The following is an 18083-nucleotide window of genomic DNA, read 5'->3' as shown; positions in this document are numbered from 1 at the left end:
GACAAGAACAAGTGGATTATCCGAAAAGTGTTCCCAGCGTAGGGCTGGTGAACGGGAAGTTTGTCGACGAGAACCCGGTGACCGGGCAAGTCGGCTCACTGATTTCCTCGGAATGGGGAAACGCGGTTACCGACGAATTGCTCAATGTGATTCGTGCGGGTGGGAAGGTGCCGGCCGAGGCCGAGCATGACCAGTTGCTGGCGGCGATCAAGGCGATCGTCCGGGATTCGATTCCACCAGAGAAGATTCGCAGCACCTTGGCCGAGTACGGCATCACCGATGCTTATACCAAGTCGGTGACCTACACCAAGGCCGAGATCGAGGCGCTGCTGAAGAACATGTCGGCCCTGCCGGTGGGGGCCATGGTGCCGTTTCCCAAGGGAACGGTGCCGCCAGGGTTTCTGGAGGTGGATGGCAGTGTGCAGAGCGCTGCGACCTATCCGGACCTGGCGGCTTATTTGGGGACGACCTTCAACACCGGGGGCGAGGGCGTGGGGAATTTCCGTCTGCCTGAGTCGCGGGGGGAGTTTCTGCGGGGTTGGGATCATGGGCGGGGTGTCGATACGGGGCGGGTTATTGGTAGTCGACAGGCTGCCACAATTGTCAGTGCTGGTGACGGGACAAGAACATCTGCTGCAGTAGTCGCGTTTTACAACAACGCAGATGAGAGCTTGGAGGGGAATAAGTCGAGACTTAACTCTGATGGCACCCCTCCGCTGCCAATTACTGGTGTTTCAGATATCTATGCAGGAACTACTGGATCCGACGTTATTGCTTACTCGGCTATGTACGTCCGTCCACGCAACCTGGCGGTCATGTGGTGCATCAAAGCCTGGAACGCACCGACCAATCAGGGAAATATCGATGTTGCTGCTCTGGCAGTTGATGTTCGTAATGCACAGAAAAATGCTGTGGTCGGGATTTGTAAAGCTCTGAAGGTTTCTGCTTCCGGGCTCAGTTCAATCGTTAATGTGATGGCTGACCAGTTGGTGGTCGGTAACGATCTGTCGTTCAAGACACTTGGTGATGTGAATCTAACGATCAACGCTACGGCAATGGGGGCCAATGGACTGGATACAGGATTGCTGACCGGTTCTACCTGGTACAGCGTCTGGGTGATCTGGGGAGGTGCGGGGGTTGCGGGTTTGCTGTCGCTCAGTGAGAAAGCTCCTGTGCTACCTGTGGGATACACCCACAAGGCCCGGGTCAGCTGGACGCGAACCGACCCCACGGCAAACAAGTTTCTGTTGTCGTTTATTCAGGCGGGTAACAGCGTTCAGTACAAGGTGGTTCCGGGTTCCAATGTGCAAAATCTGCCGGTCATGGCTTCTGGGGTTGTCAGCCCCGCTGCGGATGTTTCCGTCTCTGCTTTTGTTCCGCCGACGGCGGCAAAAATTTCACTGACTGCCGGTACCAACAACGGCTACGTCGGCTTTGCCCCCAGCAGCGCCTATACCGCACAAGCGCTTATTTATTTGAATACCGCAACGCTCAACGCTGCGCCCTTCGTCGGCGGATATAACCCTTCTTCGCCGGTACCTACTGCCAATGGTCTGTTTTTGCTGGAAGGACCAACGATTCGATTCGGTTCTTTTGCGGCGACAGGTGTTTTGCAATGTATTGGATGGGAGGACAACCTATGAATGGTTTTGCAGTTCGAGCCGATGGCCGGGGTTGCAGGGCAGTGGACGGTGTTGAGCACTTGCTGGAAGGGGAGGTTTTCTCTCTCGAATATCCGACTCTCGCTCTTAACGCTACCGATATGTTGGCATTGATTGCCGATGAACGATTCAGGCGTGAGGAAGCCGGTATCGTTGTGCAAGGCCTGGCTATTCAAACGGATCGTGCAAGCCAGGCAAAGCTCACTCGAGCCGCAGTAAGGGCAAGTCGAAATGCCAACTACGTAATCTACTGGAAGCTGGAAAGTGGTTCTTTCGTGCAACTCGATGCACGTCAGGTACAGGTTTGTGATAGTGCCGTTGATGCTTACGTACAGGCCTGCTTTATGCGTGAGAGCGAGTTGGTTGCTGCTGTTGATGCTGGCTTGTATGAGGCGTCGATGCTCATTGCAGGTTGGCCGGCTGTTGAGTTTTCCGCAGCGCCTGAATTGTTGTGACAGCGCTTCATTGATGTTTTTGGTGGTTTGAGAGCTACCTGTTTCAACCCTCTGATTACCGGGACGATGCTAAAGGCATTGTTTCCGACTCCTCGTCCTTCGATGGGGCATTTCACCTTTCTTACCCTTTGATAAATCCCGATGTTGATCTCTCTGGTCAACTGTCGATGCGATTCAGTTCGTTATCGGCTTGGCCAGAGTTCGGCATCAGGGCAAGTTGATGCACACAGCACATTGAGATCGTTCCAGGCCTAGGCCTGGAGTCTCTGACTTATTGGCTACCCATCTACCTTGCGTTGGTGGGTTTCAATTTCAACTAGAGGACAGACGAGTGGATTATCCAAAGAGTGTGCCCAGTGTCGGGCTGGTAAATGGGAAGTTTGTCGACGAGAACCCGGTCACGGGGCAAGTGGGCTCACTGATTTCTTCCGACTGGGGAAATGCAGTGACCGACGAATTGCTCAATGTGATTCGTGCGGGTGGGAAGGAGCCGGCCGAGGCCGAGCATGATCAGCTACTGGCGGCGATCAAGGCGATCGTCCGGGATTCGATTCCGCCAGAGAAGATTCGCAGCACCTTGGCCGAGTATGGGATTACCGATGCGTATACCAAGTCGGTGACCTACACCAAGGCGGAGATCGAGGCGTTGTTGAAGAACATGTCAGCCTTGCCGGTGGGGGCCATGGTGCCGTTTCCCAAAGGCACGGTGCCGGCGGGGTTTCTGGAGGTGGATGGCAGTGTGCAGAGTGCTGCGACTTATCCGGACCTGGCGGCTTATTTGGGGACGACCTTCAACACTGGGGGCGAGGGCGCGGGTAACTTCCGTTTGCCGGAGTCTCGGGGGGAGTTTCTGCGGGGGTGGGATCATGGGCGGGGGGTGGATGCGGGGCGAACGCTTGGCAGTAGCCAGACGGATGCGTTGCAGAACATCACCGGCACTATGACTGTGTATACGCAGTTTGGGCCGTCCAACTTGGCAACAGGTGCCTTTACGGTCGAGGATGGGGGAGGGCAGGGCGAGAGTTACTCCCTTTCATCAACACGGCCCCGTTTTACATTCGATGCTTCTCGTGTCGCTCGTACAGCGGCCGAGACTCGCCCACGCAATTTGGCCGTCATGTGGTGCATCAAAGCCTGGAACGCTCCAGTCAATCAGGGAAATATTGACATTGCAGGCCTGGCCGCAAACGTTGCTGCACTAGAGGCGAGGCCTCGTGGCCTGGGCGATGGTCAAGTCTGGCAAAACCTTACAACGAGCCGCGTTTCTGGAACTGTCTACACAAATACAACAGGTCGGCCAATTCAGGTACATGTGGCGATCTCGTCCAACAGCAGCAGCATTTATGCCAAGGTTGGTGCCATGGACTTATCTTTCTCGGCCTATCACGCAGCATTCGTAGTGCCTGCCGGAGCCACTTATACAGTCACACTTGTCAGTCCTATTAATTTGTGCTGGTCGGAGTTGCGCGCATGAAGTACTTCCATAACCCCGAAACAAACGAAGTCCATGCTTACGATGATGACGCCCCTGAGCACTTCATCCCGAGCAGTTTATTGCCGATGTCCGAAACGCAGATACAAGCCTATATCGCCAGTGCGACATCTGCGTTGCCTACCAAAGAAGATATGGAACGCAACTGGCGTGATAGTGAACTGACTTCGTTGAAGTGGCTGCGAGAGCGTCATCGCGATCAGCTTGAAATTCAAGCCTCCACCAGCATTGATAGGGAGCAATTCAATGAACTGCTGGTGTATATGCAGGCGCTGCGTGATTGGCCGCAATCGGCGAGCTTCCCCGATGCTAATTTCCGTCCGGAGGCACCGTCCTGGCTGGCCCGGCAGATTCAATAAACGCCCCGCATCATCGGGGCGTTTTTCTTATTCAACTTACTCACATAGACCATGCCAATCACCGAACAACAACTGCAACAAATCATGCCTAACGCCCGCCGCCAAGCGGGCGTTTTTGTTTCTCCACTCAACACCGCCATGGCGCATCGGCAAATCGATACACCGAAGCGCCAGGCGGCCTTTCTGGCCCAGATCGGTCACGAATCCGGGCAATTGCAATACGTGCGCGAGCTGGGCAGTGATCAATACCTGAGCAAGTACGACACCGGCTCACTCGCGGCGCGCCTGGGCAACACCCCGCAAGCCGATGGCGACGGTCAGCGCTATCGCGGGCGCGGGCTGATCCAGATCACCGGGCGCAGCAACTATCGCCAGTGCAGCCTCGGGCTGTTTGGCGATGAGCGCCTGCTGGAGTTGCCGGAGCTGCTGGAGCAGCCGCAATGGGCCGCCGAGTCGGCGGCCTGGTTCTGGGAGCGCGGCGGGCTCAATGCCCTGGCCGATCGCGATGAGTTCAACAGCATCACCCGCCGCATCAATGGCGGTTTGAACGGCTTGCAGGATCGCCTGCAACTCTGGGCCCGGGCGCGGGCGGTGCTGTGCCTGCCGGTGGTCTGAGTTCATGCGGAGACGGGCACCTTCTGTAGTCGCTGCCGTAGGCTGCGATTGGACCTGGAGGGAAGGTCCTGCGGACCTTTTCGCAGCCTGCGGCAGCGGCTACAGGGATTTTTGCCGGCCGTTTGATGCATTTCATATCGGTCCAAGGAGGGCGTGATGAATATCCGCAGTTGGCTGGCCCTCGCCGTCGTAGCGGGGTTGCTCTATGCCCTCGGTTTCGTCAGCGGTGCTGGCAGCGAGCGCAGTAAACAGCAGCGCCTGGACGAGGCCCGACTGCAGCAATCCTTCGAGCAGGGCCAGGCGTTGGGCCGGGTCAAGGAGAAGGTGGTGGTCGAGTACGTCGATCGTGTCGTCAAGGTTTATCAGGCGGGCGCCACTATCACCAAGGAGGTTCCTATCCATGTTTCGAAAGCAGCTGATAACGCCTGCGTTGTGCCTGGTGGTTTTGTCCGGGTGCACGACGCCGGCGCCGCCAACCTGCCCGTGGCCGCAGGCCCCGGCGTCGCTGATGACGCCGCCTCGGGCATTGCACTTTCTACCGTCGCCGCCAGCGTCGTCGACAACTACAACCAATGCCACGCCAACGCTGAGCAATTGAGGGCGTTGCAGCAGTGGGTGCGCGAGTCGCAGGCGCTGTTGCAAGGTGCTCCGGCGATGCGCTGACAGCCCCGAGGCTGGCAGGAAAGTGGGTCGCTGCCGCGGTTTCGGGTGGTTGAAATCAAATGGACTTGTCGATGTTAAAAGAGTGCAGATGCGGTCGTTGCAAACGACTTCTCGCCCGTGTGGGTGAGTTTACCGAGCTCCAGATCAAATGTTCCCGCTGCGGAACCTTGAATCATGTGAAGGCCTCGAGCCTTGGGCAATCGCCTTTGAGCGACATGAAAACGGCACTTTCCGTGACCGACCCTTCCATTCAAAGGTGAAAAATATGAACGCAGTAACCATGGGTAAACACTTCATCACCGTATTTCCTAAAGGCATCGTGGAAATCGTTTCGGCTGCCCAAAACACCGGTGGCCTGATCATTCAGACGGGGTTGATCAAGACCTCGACCGGTGTCGTCGATCTGTATGTGGGGCCGACCGGCTCTTCCATCTCCAATGCGGCAATCATCTTCTCTGGCAATGGCTCTAGCATTTCCGGCAGTGACTCCGAGATTGTCATGCCGTACCCGATCCGTATCCCCGCAGGCCAGGCATTGTGGGCATACGCATCTACACCGGGTGGTGCAATCGCATTGACTTGGGACCTGCTGGCCTGAGCTGTCTGTCGAGCTCCGTGATCTTGTGCGAGTGCTTTCCTGGGCCTCGGGGGCCTGGTCTGAAGCATTGTTCCAGAGCTGTTCGGTTTCCTGACGGCTTGTCACTTGCAAGCCGCCTTTCCTGGTGTACGGTAAGCACACGCCAGCCCCATCAGGAGAGGACTGTGAAAGAAATTACCCAGCTTGCCGCTGAACTCGGCCGGCGTTTGCAGGTTCTGAATGCCCATGTCACCACGGCGGAGTCTTGCACCGGCGGTGGGATTGCCGAGGCGATCACGAGGATTCCGGGCAGCTCGGCCTGGTTCGAGGCCGGTTATGTCACTTATTCCAACCGTCAGAAGACCCTGCAATTGAATGTGCCGGCCGATTTGTTCAATTCGGTCGGCGCGGTCAGTCGCGAAGTCGTCGAAGCGATGGTCCGCGGGGCACAAGCCAAGAGCCACGCGCGTTTCGCCGTGGCGGTCAGTGGTATCGCCGGGCCGGATGGCGGTTCTGCGCAGAAGCCGGTGGGCACTGTGTGGCTGGCCTGGGGCGCGGGAGAGACGTTGACTGCCGAGTGCCGGCACTTCTCCGGTAATCGCGATGACGTCCGCCGACAAACGGTGAAGGCCGCGCTAGAGGGGTTGCTGCAACATGCTGCGGCAGAAATCGCAAATCAGGGGTAGGCGATCCTCGAACGCTGTGGAATAATACTGGCTACTTATACAGGTGTTGGCCGTCAGGCCTTATTGATTACGTGAGGACTTTAATGGACGACAACAAGAAGAAAGCCTTGGCTGCGGCCCTGGGTCAGATCGAACGTCAATTCGGCAAGGGTGCCGTAATGCGTATGGGCGATCATGACCGTCAGGCGATCCCGGCCATTTCCACCGGCTCTCTGGGTCTGGACATCGCTCTGGGCATTGGCGGTCTGCCAAAAGGCCGTATCGTTGAAATCTACGGTCCTGAATCGTCCGGTAAAACTACCCTGACCCTGTCGGTCATCGCTCAGGCGCAGAAAGCCGGTGCCACTTGTGCCTTCGTCGATGCCGAGCACGCGCTGGATCCGGAGTACGCCGGCAAGTTGGGTGTGAACGTTGATGACCTGCTGGTTTCCCAGCCGGACACCGGCGAGCAGGCCCTGGAAATCACCGACATGCTGGTGCGTTCCAACGCGGTTGACGTGATTATCGTCGACTCCGTGGCGGCCCTGGTGCCCAAGGCTGAAATCGAAGGCGAAATGGGCGACATGCACGTGGGCCTGCAAGCCCGCCTGATGTCCCAGGCGCTGCGTAAAATCACTGGCAACATCAAGAACGCCAACTGCCTGGTGATCTTCATCAACCAGATCCGCATGAAGATCGGTGTGATGTTCGGCAGCCCGGAAACCACCACCGGTGGTAACGCGCTGAAGTTCTACGCTTCGGTCCGTCTGGACATCCGCCGTACCGGCGCGGTGAAGGAAGGCGACGAAGTGGTGGGTAGTGAAACCCGGGTCAAGATCGTCAAGAACAAAGTGGCTCCGCCGTTCCGTCAGGCCGAGTTCCAGATTCTTTACGGCAAGGGCATCTACCTCAACGGCGAGATCATCGATCTGGGCGTGCTGCACGGTTTCCTGGAGAAGTCCGGTGCCTGGTACAGCTACCAGGGCAACAAGATCGGTCAGGGCAAGGCCAACTCGGCCAAGTTCCTGCAGGACAACCCGGAAATTGGTAACGCGCTGGAGAAACAGATCCGCGACAAGCTGCTGACGGGTTCGCCAGACGTCAAAGCCAATCCGGTCAAAGAGACCGAAGACGATATGGCCGACGCTGATATCTGATTGATCCAATGAACGCCGTACTCGATACCCTCGTCGCGGTGCGGCGAACCGCAATGGACCTGCTCGCAAGACGCGAGCACGGTCGAGTCGAGCTGACGCGTAAACTGCGTCAGCGCGGCGCCCCTCCTGAAATGATCGAAGCTGCCCTTGACCGTTTGACGGAAGAGGGGCTGCTGTCCGAATCCCGTTACCTTGAAAGCTTTGTTTCCTATCGTGCCCGATCCGGTTATGGGCCGATGCGTATTCGTGAAGAGCTTGGCCAGCGCGGCTTGCAGCGCAGTGATATCGACCTTGCTCTGCGAGAGTGCGGAATCGATTGGCAGGAGCAATTGCGCGACGTCTGGCAGCGCAAGTTTGCCGGGCAGTTTCCTGTCGATGCCCGGGAGCGTGCCAAACAAGGGCGTTTCCTGGCTTATCGCGGATATTCCATGGACATGATCAGCCGTCTGTTAAGTGGCCGGGGCATGGATGATTGACGCCGTCCCCGCTGCGTAACGCAGCGGGCTATGGCTGGAGTCAGTTGGCTTTGCTGGTTTCTCTGGCCCGTTGCATTGCCTGGGGCTGAGGTCGGGACCAGTTTTCCGGCAGGTTGATGAAGTCGATCAGCTCGCGCAAGCGACCGTTGTCGCGCGCATTAAAGGCGAATGACAGCCGAGCCAAATGGCTGAACTGCACATCGTCGTGTTCCTCTCCACTGTAGGCATGCTGTTGAAACTGGCCACTCAGGCACAGGTCGGCGAAGGCTGTCTGCATCTGCCCCAGCGCCTGTTCATTAAGGTTGTAGTTCATGCGGATGACGAACTGCTGCTTGAGCCAGCGGCTGGAATGGAAGTTGGCATAGAACTGCTGGATTTCCTGTACTGCTTCTTCAGTGCTGTGCACCAGGCGTACCAGCTTCATGTCACTGGGCAGAATGTAGCGGTTGGCTTCCAGTTGGTTATGGATGAACTCCAGGGCGCCTTGCCAGAACTGACCGCCAGGCACGTCCAGCAGTACCACTGGTACCAGCGGGCTTTTGCCGGTCTGAATCAGCGTCAGCACTTCCAGCGCCTCATCCAGGGTGCCAAAGCCGCCAGGGCAGAGCACCAAGGCATCGGCCTCCTTGACGAAGAACAGCTTGCGCGTGAAAAAGAAATGGAACGACAGCAGGTTTTCTGTGCCGCCGACGGTGGGGTTGGCATGTTGTTCGAAAGGCAGGGTGATATTGAACCCCAGGCTGTGTTCCAGGCCTGCGCCATCGTGAGCGGCGGCCATGATGCCACCGCCGGCGCCGGTAATGACCATCAGGTCCGAGCGGGCGAGGGCCGCGCCCAGCTCCCTGGCCATGGCGTACAGCGGGTGTTCACTGGGGGTACGTGCCGAGCCGAAGACCGTCACTTTGCGTCGGCCCTTGAACTGTTCCAGTACCCGGAAGGCGTGTTCCAGCTCACGCAGCGCTTGCAGGGTGATCTTGGCGTTCCAGCGGTTGAGGTCATCCTCGGCCATGCGCAGGACGGTGAGTACCATGTCGCGGTAAAGAGGAAGGTTCGGGCTGTTGGGGGCTATCTGGTTGAGTTGCTCTTCGACCTGGTTCGCCAGGTCGACCCCCTTGTTTTGAAAATGACGGTTTAACAGGTCATTCGATTGGTAAGGCATTCAGCTTCTCCTTCTGCACAGAACCTTGCGCACGACCGAGATATTCGAACGTGCCACGACACTGCCTGTGTCGCTGCCTGCTCAGCCCAGCGAATGAGCACGTTTCCGGACCCGATCACAGCGGATAGTCGCTGGGCAGTGTTCGAGTCATTCACAGAGGTTCTGCTTTCCTTTATTTGAGAGAACATTTGCACTGCAAGACGCTTGAGGACGGCCTCCTGAACCGCTCGCCAGCAATCAACGGGAATGGCTTGATCATGTGCCCATAAAGTCTTGGCTGGCAACCGCTTCTTGCTGGTCTACCTGCTGGTGGCACCGCTGGTCTGGAGGCGCGGCAATGGCTTTGAGCTCTGATTTACTAAGGTGCAGCACTGGGTGCAGGAGCTGGGGCCGGGGAGAGGCAAGCAGGTTCCGGGCCGCGCAGGCCTGGAGCAGGGAGGCAGGGTGTGAGCATTGTCACGCTGGAGATTGATCCGCAGTTGTATCGGCTGCTGCAAGCCGCTGCCGCTGCCCACCAAATAAGCCTGGAGGATGAATGCCGGCGCCGACTGGCGGCAGAAGGGCGGCCTTCGCGATATCTACAGGCCCTGGTTGCGGAGTTGCGCGCCGATGATCAACAACGGCGCGCGGCTCGTTCATGATTATTTCTTCTTGGGAGCGCTCTGTGCCGGGCAATCCGACTCTTGGAAGCGTGCCGAGGCAACTGGGCGATTGGTGCGGTTTTCAGTGAATTCGTAGCGCATGATCGCGCCTTTGGCCATCAGCTTGCGGTAGTTGGGGTTGCGGCAGACGCTGGCGCCCAGTTGCAAGTAGACCGCCTTGGGGTTGGCGCGCATCTGTTCGGCGTGGCCGGCCTGGACGCTGAGGTGGTTGATCAGCTCCTTGCCCTCAACGGTATAACCCTGATCGAGAATGTTCTCGTTGACTTCCCGGGGAGTGCCGACGTTGCTTTCCGCAGCGACCTTCTCCAGCATTTTGCTCAGTTCGAACTCTTGCAAAGACGCAGCCTGGACACCCAGGGGCAAGGCCAGCAGAAGGGCAACGGTAGGGATGGTAAAGCGCAACATGAAACTCTCCTGGTGCAGTGACTGATGCTTCGACCAGCCGCTCGACTGTGCGTTCAGTGGCGACGAATTATAGGGGGAGAGGCCGCAGGGCGGTACAGGTTTGAACAGATAGCTCTGATAAACTTGTCCGCCTTTTTACCCTCCTGAGTGTTTGTCGTGTTGATTCCTGTCCCTTGCCGGTACTCCCCGCAATGAGCCATGCGGTTTCCCGTCTACGTGATCTGCGGATGGCGCGCGTGGCCAAGCCCTTTTTTGCCCGGGGTTCACGGGCCGAGCGTTGCCCTCGCTGCCGGGTAATTCCCAGCCATTGCCTGTGCGCCTGGCGGCCGAAAGTCACGGCCCGATCAGCCATGTGCCTGGTGATGCATGACGTCGAGCCGCTCAAGCCGAGCAACACGGGATGGCTGATTGCCGATGTGATCGAAGACACCACGGCGTTCAGCTGGTCGCGCACCGAGGTTGATCCGCAACTGCTGGCGTTGCTCGCCGATCCGCAGTGGCAGCCTTACATCGTGTTTCCGGGAGAGTTCGTGGCGCCCGAGCGGGTGGTCAGTGAGGTCAGGCAGGAAGAGGGCAAGCGGCCGCTGTTCATTCTGCTGGATGCAACCTGGAGCGAAGCACGCAAGATGTTCCGCAAGAGCCCCTACCTTGAGCACTTGCCGGTTCTGAGCCTGTCACCGGAAAAACTCTCGCGTTACAAGTTGCGCCGCTCCAAGCGCGATGACCACTTCTGCACCGCTGAGGTGGCGGCGTTATGTCTGGAGCTGGCCGGAGACGAACAAGTCAGTCAGGTGCTGGACGCCTATTTCGACCTGTTCAGCACCCATTACCTGTCGGCGAAGTTCCAGAAGGCTATCGATCCGGATGACGAGGTTCATGCCCGGCTCAAGCCCTTTGTGTAGTCGCGCTTGCCTGGGGTTTTTTCGGCCAAAGCTGGGCCACCAGCATACCGCTGAGCATCAGCGCGCAACCGAAGTAGCCGCGGGCCTGTAGCGACTCGTCCAGTAGCCAGGCTCCGGCGATGGCAGCAAACACGGCTTCCAGGGACAGAATGATGGCTGCATGAGAGGCGATGGCATCCTTCTGGGCAATCACCTGCAGGGTGTAGCCAATGCCGACGGCTACCATCCCGCCATAGAGAATCGCCGGGCCGGCGGCGACGATGGCAGCCCAGGCAATCGGCTCCAGGCACAGCGCCAGGATCAGGCTGACCACTGCACACGTGGCGAACTGCAGGAACGCCAGGCGAATCGGATCATGGCGGCCGGCGAACACGCCCACCAGAATCACGTGCCCGCCCCAGACAAAGGCGCCGATCAACTGCAGCCAGTCTCCCGAGGCAACGTGAAAGCCGTCGCTGACACTTAGCAGGAACATGCCCACCACTGCCAGCACGGCGCCGAGCCAGGTGCCCAGGCCGGTCTTGTGGCCAATCAGTAGTCCCAGGAGTGGCACTACAATGACGTAGAGCCCGGTGATGAAACCGGCATTGGTCACGGTGGTGAACATCAACCCTACTTGTTGCAGATTGATGCCCAGGGCAAGGGCCAGCCCCATGAGGACGCCCCCCAGCAGCAGGCCACGATTGAGTAATGGCTCGGGCTGGTTGGCAGAGGTGGGTCTACGCAGCACCAGCGGTAAGAGGCAGAGAGAGCCCAGGGCGAAACGCAGGCCGGAATAAAGGAAGGGGCCGATATGATCCATACCGGAGGTTTGTGCGACAAACGCCGAGCCCCAGATCACGGCGGTAATCAGCATCAGGACATCGGCACGCAAGGCTTGGCTTCGCATGATCGCTCTCTTATTAGTTAGCCGGTTAAGATGCCGCAAAGCTTCAAGCTTGACCACCCCGGCTTCGCTGGGCATGCTTGGCGCCGATTAGGGCGCCGGCGCTGTTTGAACCACTGTTTTGCTCAGGCTTTTCGCGGCGTTCGTGCTCTTTGGGTGTTGCCTTCTGGCGTGCCTCCGTGTTGCTTTGGTGAGGGCTGAATGCATCAGTCCTGCCATGAAAAACAGGATCATTTGAAAAATGGCCACATACGAAATCCTGATTGCCGATGACCACCCGCTTTTTCGCAGCGCCCTGCATCAAGCTGTCACTTTGGGCCTGGGCCCCGATGTGCGTCTGGTGGAAGTGGCGAGCATTGCCGAGCTGGAAGTCCGACTCACTGAAAAATCCGACTGGGATCTGGTCCTGCTGGACCTGAACATGCCCGGTGCCTACGGTTTTTCCGGCCTGGTGCTATTGCGCGGGCAGTACCCGCAGATTCCGGTGGTGATGGTCTCCGCGCAGGAAGAAGCCTCCGTCATGGTGCGTTCCCGAGAGTTTGGGGCCAGCGGTTTCATTCCCAAGTCCAGTTCCCTGGAAGTCATTCAGCAGGCCGTGCGCAGCGTGCTCGACGGTGATGTCTGGTGGCCGCCCCAGGCGTTTGAAGAAGTCAGTGTTTCAGCGGAAGCCAAGGCGGCCAGCGAAGGCCTCGCCAGCCTGACGCCCCAACAGTTCCGAGTCTTGACCATGGTCTGCGAAGGTTTGCTGAACAAGCAGATCGCGTATGAACTGAGTGTCTCGGAGGCGACGATCAAGGCCCACGTAACGGCGATCTTCCGCAAGCTCGGGGTGCGTACCCGAACCCAGGCGGCGCTGCTCCTGCAACAACTTGAGTCAATTTCCAGCCATTAACCGGCTGTTGGTTCACGCTTTTTTGACTTTGGTTGAACTAGTTTCCCCACTCCTTTTTCTTCAGTTGCCCAGCTTATGTCGCCTTTCAAAGGTCAAACCGGTCTTAAACGTATCCTTAACGCCGCCGGCTATTCGTTCGATGGTTTGCGCGCGGCGTTCACAGGCGAGGCGGCATTTCGCCAATTGGTGCTGCTCAATGTGATCCTGGTTCCTCTGAGCTTCCTGCTCAATGTCAGCCGGGTCGAGCGCGCGCTGCTGATTGCAGTGTGCCTGCTGGCGCTGATTGTCGAGTTGCTCAACTCGGCGGTGGAAGCGGCCATCGATCGCATTTCCCTGGATCGCCATCCCTTGTCGAAGAACGCCAAGGACATGGGCAGTGCGGCGCAGTTTGTCGCCCTGAGCATGATCACCATCGTCTGGGCCGTGATCCTGATCTAAGGAATGCTCGGCAGGACGATTTCGTCGCTGCGCTGTACTCCGGCGGTAAAGGAGCGGCACAGATCGAGGAACTCGCGCATGGCCGAGGTCTGGTACTTCTGCTTGTGCCAGATGAAGTAGAACTGCCGGGCCAGGTCCAGTTCTGGCGTTTCCACTGGCACCAGGCTGCCGCGGCGAAACGCGTCGCGCAGCGCCAGACGGGAAATGCAGCCAATGCCCAACCCCGACTCCACCGCACGCTTGATGGCTTCGGTGTGTTCCAGCTCCAGACGGATGTTCAGCGCGCTGCGATGATGACGCATGGCCTGGTCGAAGGTCAGGCGCGTCCCGGAACCCTGCTCGCGGAGGATCCAGGCTTCGTGGGTCAGTTCTTCCATGCTGGCGTGGCCGCGTTTGGCCAGTGGATGCTGTGGCGCGCAGAACACCACCAGCTCATCCTCGACCCAGGTCTGTACCTCGATATCCGGATGGCTGCAGTCGCCCTCGATTAGACCCAGATCAATTTCATAGTGGGCGACCTGTTGCACGATATGCGCAGTGTTTTGCACATGGAGCTTCACCTGGCTCTCCGGGTGTACCTGCATGAAGCTGCCGATCAGCAGGGTGGCCAGGTAGTTGCCGATGGTCAGGGTCGCACCCACCGACAGCGAGCCGAAGCCGGACTTGCCGTTGAGCAGGTCCTCGATTTCCTTGGCCTGGTCCAGCAGCGCCACCGCTTGCGGCAGCAACTGTTTGCCCAGGGCATTGAGGCTCAGGCGCTTGCCGGCGCGATCGAAGAGCTGGCAACTGGATTGGCGCTCCAGCTCGGTGATCGAGGTGCTGGCGGCCGATTGCGACAGGGACAGCAGCCCCGCAGCACGAGAAACACTCTCTTGCTGGGCGACGGCGACGAAGACTTGCAGTTGACGGAGAGTAAATCGCATATCGATATAACCGATAACCCTTATCTTAATAATCCAGTTAACAGATATTGTCGCCGCCATTAGAATGCTGTGCAATTGCGCTCATGGTCAGCGCAGGCAATTTCTAGGAGCCCCCGTACATGAGCAACATGAACCACGAGCGTGTCCTCAGTGTTCATCACTGGAATGACACTCTGTTCAGCTTCAAGTGCACCCGCGACCCGGGTCTGCGCTTCGAGAACGGTCAGTTCGTGATGATCGGCCTGCAACAGCCCAATGGCCGTCCGCTTATGCGTGCCTACTCCATTGCCAGCCCGAACTGGGAAGAGCATCTCGAATTCTTCAGCATCAAGGTTCCAGACGGTCCGTTGACTTCCCAGCTGCAGCATTTGAAGGAAGGCGACGAGATCATCATCAGCAAGAAGCCAACCGGCACCCTGGTACTGGATGACTTGAAGCCCGGCAAACACCTGTACCTGCTCAGCACCGGCACCGGCCTGGCGCCGTTCATGAGCGTGATCCAGGATCCGGAAACCTACGAGCGTTTCGAAAAAGTGATCCTGTGCCACGGCGTACGCTACGTCAACGAAGTCGCCTACCGCGAGTTCATCACCGAGCACCTGCCGCAGAACGAATTCTTCGGCGAAGCGCTGCGTGAGAAGTTGATCTACTACCCCACCGTGACCCGTGAGCCGTTCGAGAACGAAGGCCGCCTGACCGACCTGATGCGCAGCGGCAAGCTGTTCCGCGACATCGGCCTGCCGCCGATCAACCCGCAGGACGACCGCGCCATGCTGTGCGGCAGCCCGAGCATGCTGGACGAAACCAGCGAAGTGCTCAACAGCTTCGGCCTGACCGTTTCGCCGCGCATGCGCGAACCGGGCGACTACCTGATCGAACGCGCCTTCGTCGAAAAGTAGAAACGAGCTTGCTCGCCCATCCCCAGGCGCCGCAGTGGTGCTGACCGGGTGGCTAGCAGACACAGAAAAGCCCGCGTTGCCTGGAAAGGCAACGCGGGCTTTTTCGTTTCCGGGGGTCAGCCCGCCGGGACCACTTCCAGCACTCGGATCAGCCCCGGCTCGGGGTAATGCCAGCGCACGTCCAGGTCCCAGAACTGCGCACCGTATTCCCGCTCGGCGGTGGGCACCTGATAGGCCGGGCGCGGGTCCTGGGCCAGGCATTGCTCGATCAGCTCCACCAGAGGCTCCTGGAGCCGCTGAGCGTGGATCTGAGCCTGTTGCAGGGCATTGTCCTGCCATTGCACCGGAATAATCTGTGGCGCGGCGCTGGCGATGTCATTGCTCGCCGTGGCAATGATGTCGGCGTAGGGCACGTAGGGCTTGATATCGAGGATCGGCGTGCCATCCAGCAGGTCGATGCCGGAGATCCACAGGCGATTGGCCTCGACCTTGTCCAGCTTGACCACCGATTGGCCGATGCCGTTGGGGCGGTGGGTCGCGCGGGTGGCGAAGACCCCCATGGACTTGTTGCCCCCCAGGCGCGGCGGGCGCACCTTGAGCCGTGGCTTGTCCTCCAGGGCCTGGTGAAACAGGAACAGCAGCCAGACGTGGCTGACCTGCTCCAGCCCTTGCACCGCGTCGCCCTGATCGAAGGGCGCCACCAGTTCCAGTACGCCACGAGCGGCCGGCGCCAGTTGCGGCTGGCGCGGTATGGCGAACTTCTCCTTGAAACAGGAGCGCACGAAGCCGATGGGGGAAACGCTGTAGGTCATTTGGCAAGCCTCAAGCTTTGAGCTAGAAGCCGCAAGCTACAAGCTTTGAACTTGCAGCTTGAAGCTTGCAGCTGTCTTAAGCTCTAACCCGCAGGGTCAGGCCCTTGAGGAAGTTGCGCAGCAACTGGTCGCCGCACGGGCGGTAGTTGGTGTGGCCGAACTTGCGGAACAGCGCGCTCAGCTCAGGCTTGGACACCGGGAAATCGGCTGCCTTGAGCACGGCGTGCATGTCGTCTTCCTTGAGCTCGAAGGCCACCCGCAGTTTCTTCAGGATGATGTTGTTGGTCACCGGCAGCTCGATCGGCAGCGGCGGACGGCTTTCATCCTTGCCGCGCTTGAAGATCACCAGGCCGTCGAGGAAGTGCGCCATGACGTCGTCCGGGCAGTGCACGAAGCCTTCTTCCTCATCTTTTTTCAGGTAGCTGACGATGTCGTCCAGGCTGACCTTGAAGCCGGTGAGTTTGATGATCTCGACGACCTTCTTGTCGCTGATGTCGAGCATGTAGCGCACGCTGCGCAGTACATCGTTATGAATCATGGTTACAGTCCTGATCAATGCGCGTGGAGCGCCGCGCCAGGGCACGGCGTCTGAAGGGGGGGCGGCTTTAGAACTTCTCTTTGGTCGACAGGTAGCGCCACTGGCCCAGCGGCACCTTGCCGATGGACACGCCGCCGACACGGATGCGGCGGATGGCGACGACCTTGAGGCCGACGGCTTGGCAAAACAGCGCAATCACGCCCGGCTGCGGATTCTTCATGGCGAAGCGCAGGCGGTTCTCGTTCTGCCAACTGGCCTTGACCGGCGGCAGCTCGCGGCCCTTGTAGGTCAGGCCGTGGTTCAGGCGGTTGAGGCCGTGGTCGATCATCTCGCCTTCGACCTCGACCACGTATTCCTGCTCAATCTTGGCCGCGTCCGCCGTGAGCTTGCGCAGCACCTTCCAGTCCTGGGTAAACACCAGCAGGCCGCTGGCATTGGGTTGCAGGTCTTCACTGGCGGTCAGGCGCAGGAAATGCCCACGCAGCGGACGTTTGCCGTAGCGGTGCTCCTCGGACAGGCTGTCGGCGCTGATGGACTGCAGGGCGCTGTCCAGGTCCTGGCCGGCGGGCACGTTGAGCAGGAGGGTCACCGGCTCGGGCGCGGTGGCCTTGGCTTCGGGGTCGAGCACGACGGTTTGCGCGCCCACCTTGAACTGCGGTTCGTCGATGACTTCGCCGTCTACGGTGACCCAGCCGCCCTCGATGAACAGCTCAGCCTCCCGGCGGGAGCAGCCGACCAGTTCGATGAGGCGTTTGGAGAGACGAATCGGGTCAGTCATGACAGGGGCCGTAACAAAAGAGGGCAGCCATTGTACCTGCCTGGCGCCGGTTAATCGCGGGTCCATTTGCCGGCTGTGGCTTTTAGCCGCGCAGGGCCTGCCGCTGTAGCTGTTTCAGGCGCATGTGCAGCAGTGGGTAGGGCTGGCCCAGGCCGTCCTGCTCCGAGCGGCCGACCACCTCGAAGCCTTGCTTGAAGTAGAACCCCAGGGCCTGGGGGTTCTGTTCATTGACGTCCAGCTGATAGGCGTTCAAGTGCTCCACCGCGTAGTGCAGCAATTGCCGGCCCAGGCCCATGCCGCGATGGGCCGGGTCGATGAACAGCATCTCGATCTTGCCCGCCGCGACCCCGGCAAACCCGGTGATGCGCTGGCGCGGGTCGCGGGTGCAGATCAGCATCACCGCGTCCAGGTAGCGGGTCAGCACCAGGTTGCGCAGCTGCTCTATATAGCTGTCCGGGAGAAAGTCGTGGGTGGCACGCACCGAGGCTTCCCAGACCTGAGCCAGTTCCGGGTAGTCGCTGAGTTTGGGTGTATGGATGACCGAGTGGTGGCGCATGCCGCCTGCCCCTGAGGTGATCGGCCGCAGTGATTGCTGGCCTGGCAGAGCCAACGATAGACCGAAAAAAGCCCCGCATCTCGTGGCGAGAGCGGGGCTTGGCAGTTTTTTTA

General features: G+C 59.1%; 23 protein-coding genes and 1 pseudogene. 16 read left to right on the top strand and 8 right to left on the bottom strand.

Features of this window, described 5'->3' with window-relative positions; all coding sequences use genetic code 11:
- Positions 1-11: 11 nt before the first annotated feature.
- The 11 genes and pseudogenes from LXM55_RS06255 to recX all read left to right on the top strand — a co-directional run bounded on the left by LXM55_RS06255 (position 12) and on the right by recX (position 8120).
- Positions 12-1643, top strand: a complete 1632-nt coding sequence (locus LXM55_RS06255; protein ID WP_233319603.1) for a phage tail protein — start codon at positions 12-14, stop codon at positions 1641-1643.
- The gene (locus LXM55_RS06250) at positions 1640-2116 is read left to right on the top strand and encodes a DUF4376 domain-containing protein (RefSeq protein WP_233319602.1); all 477 of its coding nucleotides are present in this window, start codon (positions 1640-1642) and stop codon (positions 2114-2116) included. Before LXM55_RS06255 ends, LXM55_RS06250 begins: the two co-directional genes overlap by 4 nt.
- Positions 2117-2447: 331 nt before the next feature.
- Positions 2448-3308 (top strand): annotated as a pseudogene (locus tag LXM55_RS06245) (phage tail protein); the annotation flags it as partial.
- Between the two features lie 278 nt (positions 3309-3586).
- A complete protein-coding gene (locus tag LXM55_RS06240; protein ID WP_233319600.1) occupies positions 3587-3967 on the top strand; it encodes a phage tail assembly chaperone in 381 nt (126 codons plus the stop codon).
- Between the two features lie 51 nt (positions 3968-4018).
- Positions 4019-4582 carry a glycoside hydrolase family 19 protein gene (locus LXM55_RS06235; RefSeq protein WP_233319599.1) on the top strand — a complete coding sequence of 188 codons (564 nt, stop codon included), beginning with the start codon at positions 4019-4021 and terminating at the stop codon, positions 4580-4582.
- Positions 4583-4738: 156 nt separating this feature from the next.
- The gene (locus LXM55_RS06230; protein ID WP_233319598.1) at positions 4739-5245 is read left to right on the top strand and encodes a hypothetical protein; all 507 of its coding nucleotides are present in this window, start codon (positions 4739-4741) and stop codon (positions 5243-5245) included.
- A gap of 71 nt (positions 5246-5316) precedes the next feature.
- Complete coding sequence (locus LXM55_RS06225; RefSeq protein WP_233319952.1) at positions 5317-5505, top strand: Com family DNA-binding transcriptional regulator; 189 nt, start codon at positions 5317-5319, stop codon at positions 5503-5505.
- Positions 5506-5510: 5 nt separating this feature from the next.
- On the top strand, positions 5511-5843 hold the full coding sequence (locus LXM55_RS06220) for a hypothetical protein (protein WP_020372545.1): 333 nt from the start codon (positions 5511-5513) through the stop codon (positions 5841-5843).
- Between the two features lie 164 nt (positions 5844-6007).
- On the top strand, positions 6008-6508 hold the full coding sequence (locus LXM55_RS06215) for a CinA family protein (RefSeq protein ID WP_233319597.1): 501 nt from the start codon (positions 6008-6010) through the stop codon (positions 6506-6508).
- Between the two features lie 83 nt (positions 6509-6591).
- Positions 6592-7644, top strand: a complete 1053-nt coding sequence (recA, locus tag LXM55_RS06210) for a recombinase RecA (protein ID WP_092320155.1) — start codon at positions 6592-6594, stop codon at positions 7642-7644.
- Between the two features lie 8 nt (positions 7645-7652).
- Entirely contained in the window at positions 7653-8120 is a 468-nt protein-coding gene (gene recX, locus LXM55_RS06205; protein ID WP_233319596.1) for a recombination regulator RecX, read from the top strand.
- Positions 8121-8160: 40 nt separating this feature from the next.
- Here the strand turns inward: recX and LXM55_RS06200 are convergent, their stop codons facing one another.
- A complete protein-coding gene (locus LXM55_RS06200) occupies positions 8161-9279 on the bottom strand; it encodes a TIGR00730 family Rossman fold protein (protein ID WP_233319595.1) in 1119 nt (372 codons plus the stop codon).
- Between the two features lie 446 nt (positions 9280-9725).
- On the opposite strand from LXM55_RS06200, the gene LXM55_RS06195 reads away from it, so the two are divergent.
- The gene (locus LXM55_RS06195) at positions 9726-9920 is read left to right on the top strand and encodes a hypothetical protein (protein ID WP_233319594.1); all 195 of its coding nucleotides are present in this window, start codon (positions 9726-9728) and stop codon (positions 9918-9920) included.
- Here the strand turns inward: LXM55_RS06195 and LXM55_RS06190 are convergent, their stop codons facing one another.
- Complete coding sequence (locus LXM55_RS06190) at positions 9921-10346, bottom strand: quorum-sensing-regulated virulence factor family protein (protein ID WP_233319593.1); 426 nt, start codon at positions 10344-10346, stop codon at positions 9921-9923. It lies immediately after the preceding gene.
- Between the two features lie 191 nt (positions 10347-10537).
- On the opposite strand from LXM55_RS06190, the gene LXM55_RS06185 reads away from it, so the two are divergent.
- Positions 10538-11248, top strand: a complete 711-nt coding sequence (locus tag LXM55_RS06185; protein WP_233319592.1) for a tRNA-uridine aminocarboxypropyltransferase — start codon at positions 10538-10540, stop codon at positions 11246-11248.
- Here LXM55_RS06185 and LXM55_RS06180 read toward each other — a convergent pair.
- Entirely contained in the window at positions 11232-12137 is a 906-nt protein-coding gene (locus LXM55_RS06180; protein ID WP_233319591.1) for a DMT family transporter, read from the bottom strand. The two genes, LXM55_RS06185 and LXM55_RS06180, sit on opposite strands and share 17 nt — an antisense overlap.
- 238 nt (positions 12138-12375) lie before the next feature.
- Between LXM55_RS06180 and erdR the strand changes: the two genes are divergently transcribed.
- Together erdR and LXM55_RS06170 are read left to right on the top strand one after the other, a co-directional pair.
- The gene (gene erdR / locus LXM55_RS06175; protein ID WP_011059586.1) at positions 12376-13026 is read left to right on the top strand and encodes a response regulator transcription factor ErdR; all 651 of its coding nucleotides are present in this window, start codon (positions 12376-12378) and stop codon (positions 13024-13026) included.
- A 75-nt stretch (positions 13027-13101) separates the two neighbouring features.
- Positions 13102-13464, top strand: a complete 363-nt coding sequence (locus LXM55_RS06170) for a diacylglycerol kinase (RefSeq protein ID WP_068580555.1) — start codon at positions 13102-13104, stop codon at positions 13462-13464.
- On the opposite strand, the gene LXM55_RS06165 is transcribed toward LXM55_RS06170, so the two are convergent.
- On the bottom strand, positions 13461-14387 hold the full coding sequence (locus LXM55_RS06165) for a LysR family transcriptional regulator (RefSeq protein WP_233319590.1): 927 nt from the start codon (positions 14385-14387) through the stop codon (positions 13461-13463). The two genes, LXM55_RS06170 and LXM55_RS06165, sit on opposite strands and share 4 nt — an antisense overlap.
- A gap of 119 nt (positions 14388-14506) precedes the next feature.
- Here LXM55_RS06165 and fpr point away from each other — a divergent pair, with 119 nt between their 5' ends.
- Positions 14507-15286 carry a ferredoxin-NADP reductase gene (gene fpr / locus LXM55_RS06160; RefSeq protein ID WP_003198368.1) on the top strand — a complete coding sequence of 260 codons (780 nt, stop codon included), beginning with the start codon at positions 14507-14509 and terminating at the stop codon, positions 15284-15286.
- A 116-nt stretch (positions 15287-15402) separates the two neighbouring features.
- On the opposite strand, the gene tsaA is transcribed toward fpr, so the two are convergent.
- From tsaA to LXM55_RS06140, 4 genes are all read right to left on the bottom strand, one after another.
- On the bottom strand, positions 15403-16098 hold the full coding sequence (gene tsaA, locus LXM55_RS06155; RefSeq protein ID WP_108544532.1) for a tRNA (N6-threonylcarbamoyladenosine(37)-N6)-methyltransferase TrmO: 696 nt from the start codon (positions 16096-16098) through the stop codon (positions 15403-15405).
- Between the two features lie 76 nt (positions 16099-16174).
- The gene (locus LXM55_RS06150) at positions 16175-16636 is read right to left on the bottom strand and encodes a DUF1456 family protein (RefSeq protein ID WP_233319589.1); all 462 of its coding nucleotides are present in this window, start codon (positions 16634-16636) and stop codon (positions 16175-16177) included.
- Positions 16637-16703: 67 nt separating this feature from the next.
- A complete protein-coding gene (locus tag LXM55_RS06145; RefSeq protein WP_233319588.1) occupies positions 16704-17414 on the bottom strand; it encodes an rRNA pseudouridine synthase in 711 nt (236 codons plus the stop codon).
- A gap of 82 nt (positions 17415-17496) precedes the next feature.
- Positions 17497-17970 carry a GNAT family N-acetyltransferase gene (locus tag LXM55_RS06140; RefSeq protein WP_233319587.1) on the bottom strand — a complete coding sequence of 158 codons (474 nt, stop codon included), beginning with the start codon at positions 17968-17970 and terminating at the stop codon, positions 17497-17499.
- Positions 17971-18083: the final 113 nt, after the last annotated feature.

The sequence above is a fragment of the Pseudomonas sp. Au-Pse12 genome, from assembly GCF_021341665.1.
In the GTDB taxonomy this organism is placed as follows: Bacteria; Pseudomonadota; Gammaproteobacteria; order Pseudomonadales; family Pseudomonadaceae; genus Aquipseudomonas.
The sequence above is the reverse complement of the archived record's forward strand: the minus strand, read 5'-3'. Positions and strand labels throughout refer to the sequence as shown.

Bases quoted from the DNA above. Each gene is read 5' to 3' on its own strand.
- LXM55_RS06250 (WP_233319602.1), top strand. From the start codon at position 1,640: ATGAATGGTTTTGCAGTTCGAGCCGATGGCCGGGGTTGCAGGGCAGTG.
- LXM55_RS06240 (WP_233319600.1), top strand. From the start codon at position 3,587: ATGAAGTACTTCCATAACCCCGAAACAAACGAAGTCCATGCTTACGAT.
- LXM55_RS06235 (WP_233319599.1), top strand. From the start codon at position 4,019: ATGCCAATCACCGAACAACAACTGCAACAAATCATGCCTAACGCCCGC.
- LXM55_RS06230 (WP_233319598.1), top strand. From the start codon at position 4,739: ATGAATATCCGCAGTTGGCTGGCCCTCGCCGTCGTAGCGGGGTTGCTC.
- LXM55_RS06225 (WP_233319952.1), top strand. From the start codon at position 5,317: ATGTTAAAAGAGTGCAGATGCGGTCGTTGCAAACGACTTCTCGCCCGT.
- LXM55_RS06220 (WP_020372545.1), top strand. From the start codon at position 5,511: ATGAACGCAGTAACCATGGGTAAACACTTCATCACCGTATTTCCTAAA.
- recA (WP_092320155.1), top strand. From the start codon at position 6,592: ATGGACGACAACAAGAAGAAAGCCTTGGCTGCGGCCCTGGGTCAGATC.
- recX (WP_233319596.1), top strand. From the start codon at position 7,653: ATGAACGCCGTACTCGATACCCTCGTCGCGGTGCGGCGAACCGCAATG.
- LXM55_RS06200 (WP_233319595.1), bottom strand. From the start codon at position 9,279: ATGCCTTACCAATCGAATGACCTGTTAAACCGTCATTTTCAAAACAAG.
- LXM55_RS06190 (WP_233319593.1), bottom strand. From the start codon at position 10,346: ATGTTGCGCTTTACCATCCCTACCGTTGCCCTTCTGCTGGCCTTGCCC.
- LXM55_RS06185 (WP_233319592.1), top strand. From the start codon at position 10,538: ATGAGCCATGCGGTTTCCCGTCTACGTGATCTGCGGATGGCGCGCGTG.
- LXM55_RS06180 (WP_233319591.1), bottom strand. From the start codon at position 12,137: ATGCGAAGCCAAGCCTTGCGTGCCGATGTCCTGATGCTGATTACCGCC.
- erdR (WP_011059586.1), top strand. From the start codon at position 12,376: ATGGCCACATACGAAATCCTGATTGCCGATGACCACCCGCTTTTTCGC.
- LXM55_RS06170 (WP_068580555.1), top strand. From the start codon at position 13,102: ATGTCGCCTTTCAAAGGTCAAACCGGTCTTAAACGTATCCTTAACGCC.
- LXM55_RS06165 (WP_233319590.1), bottom strand. From the start codon at position 14,387: ATGCGATTTACTCTCCGTCAACTGCAAGTCTTCGTCGCCGTCGCCCAG.
- fpr (WP_003198368.1), top strand. From the start codon at position 14,507: ATGAGCAACATGAACCACGAGCGTGTCCTCAGTGTTCATCACTGGAAT.
- tsaA (WP_108544532.1), bottom strand. From the start codon at position 16,098: ATGACCTACAGCGTTTCCCCCATCGGCTTCGTGCGCTCCTGTTTCAAG.
- LXM55_RS06150 (WP_233319589.1), bottom strand. From the start codon at position 16,636: ATGATTCATAACGATGTACTGCGCAGCGTGCGCTACATGCTCGACATC.
- LXM55_RS06145 (WP_233319588.1), bottom strand. From the start codon at position 17,414: ATGACTGACCCGATTCGTCTCTCCAAACGCCTCATCGAACTGGTCGGC.
- LXM55_RS06140 (WP_233319587.1), bottom strand. From the start codon at position 17,970: ATGCGCCACCACTCGGTCATCCATACACCCAAACTCAGCGACTACCCG.